The sequence below is a fragment of the Pseudomonas sp. N040 genome (assembly GCF_015637705.1).
Taxonomy (GTDB): domain Bacteria; phylum Pseudomonadota; class Gammaproteobacteria; order Pseudomonadales; family Pseudomonadaceae; genus Aquipseudomonas.
Map to the genome: position 1 here is coordinate 205,001 of NZ_JADOBE010000010.1, position 1,779 is coordinate 206,779.

2 rRNA genes (1 of these 2 running past the window's edge) are annotated in these 1,779 nt (G+C 52.5%); both read left to right on the forward strand.

Annotated features, from left to right (window positions below):
* Positions 1–1,456: ribosomal RNA gene (locus ISX93_RS15390) — 23S ribosomal RNA — on the forward strand (it extends 1,437 nt beyond the left edge of the window).
* Between the two features lie 142 nt (positions 1,457–1,598).
* Positions 1,599–1,714, forward strand: a 5S ribosomal RNA gene (gene rrf / locus ISX93_RS15395).
* Positions 1,715–1,779: the final 65 nt, after the last annotated feature.

A 1,779-nucleotide genomic window follows, 5' to 3' on the forward strand; every position in this document is an offset into this window, starting at 1 on the left:
GGCGTTGGTTGTCCGTGTTTAAGGTGGTAGATCGAATGCTTAGGCAAATCCGGGCGTTCAAGATCGAGAACTGATGACGAGTTGTCTTTTAGATGACGAAGTGGTTGATGCCATGCTTCCAAGAAAAGCTTCTAAGCTTCAGGTAACTAGGAACCGTACCCCAAACCGACACAGGTGGTTGGGTAGAGAATACCAAGGCGCTTGAGAGAACTCGGGTGAAGGAACTAGGCAAAATGGCACCGTAACTTCGGGAGAAGGTGCGCCGGTGAGGGTGAAGTATTTACTACGTAAGCCCATGCCGGTCGAAGATACCAGGCCGCTGCGACTGTTTATTAAAAACACAGCACTCTGCAAACACGAAAGTGGACGTATAGGGTGTGACGCCTGCCCGGTGCCGGAAGGTTAATTGATGGGGTTAGCGCAAGCGAAGCTCTTGATCGAAGCCCCGGTAAACGGCGGCCGTAACTATAACGGTCCTAAGGTAGCGAAATTCCTTGTCGGGTAAGTTCCGACCTGCACGAATGGCGTAACGATGGCGGCGCTGTCTCCACCCGAGACTCAGTGAAATTGAAATCGCTGTGAAGATGCAGTGTATCCGCGGCTAGACGGAAAGACCCCGTGAACCTTTACTGTAGCTTTGCACTGGACTTTGAACTTGTTTGTGTAGGATAGGTGGGAGGCTTTGAAGCGTGGACGCCAGTTCGCGTGGAGCCAACCTTGAAATACCACCCTGGCAACTTTGAGGTTCTAACTCTGGTCCGTTATCCGGATCGAGGACAGTGTATGGTGGGCAGTTTGACTGGGGCGGTCTCCTCCTAAAGAGTAACGGAGGAGTACGAAGGTGCGCTCAGACCGGTCGGAAATCGGTCGTAGAGTATAAAGGCAAAAGCGCGCTTGACTGCGAGACAGACACGTCGAGCAGGTACGAAAGTAGGTCTTAGTGATCCGGTGGTTCTGTATGGAAGGGCCATCGCTCAACGGATAAAAGGTACTCCGGGGATAACAGGCTGATACCGCCCAAGAGTTCATATCGACGGCGGTGTTTGGCACCTCGATGTCGGCTCATCACATCCTGGGGCTGAAGCCGGTCCCAAGGGTATGGCTGTTCGCCATTTAAAGTGGTACGCGAGCTGGGTTTAGAACGTCGTGAGACAGTTCGGTCCCTATCTGCCGTGGACGTTTGAGATTTGAGAGGGGCTGCTCCTAGTACGAGAGGACCGGAGTGGACGAACCTCTGGTGTTCCGGTTGTCACGCCAGTGGCATTGCCGGGTAGCTATGTTCGGAAAAGATAACCGCTGAAAGCATCTAAGCGGGAAACTTGCCTCAAGATGAGATCTCACTGGAGCCTTGAGCTCCCTGAAGGGCCGTCGAAGACTACGACGTTGATAGGTTGGGTGTGTAAGCGCTGTGAGGCGTTGAGCTAACCAATACTAATTGCCCGTGAGGCTTGACCATATAACACCCAAACAATTTGTAGTTTGCGTGCTCGATGGTTGAAGTCGACAACAAACCGAAAGTTTGCCAGAACACGCATTACCAACCGATATCACATACCCGATTCGCTGTAGCGGCTAACCCCGAGACAGCAACAAAATTGCTTGACGACCATAGAGCGTTGGAACCACCTGATCCCATCCCGAACTCAGAAGTGAAACGATGCATCGCCGATGGTAGTGTGGGGTTTCCCCATGTGAGAGTAGGTCATCGTCAAGCACCTATCCCAAACCCCCGATCCGCGTAAGCGGGTCGGGGGTTTGCTTTTGCAGGATAGGGTTATA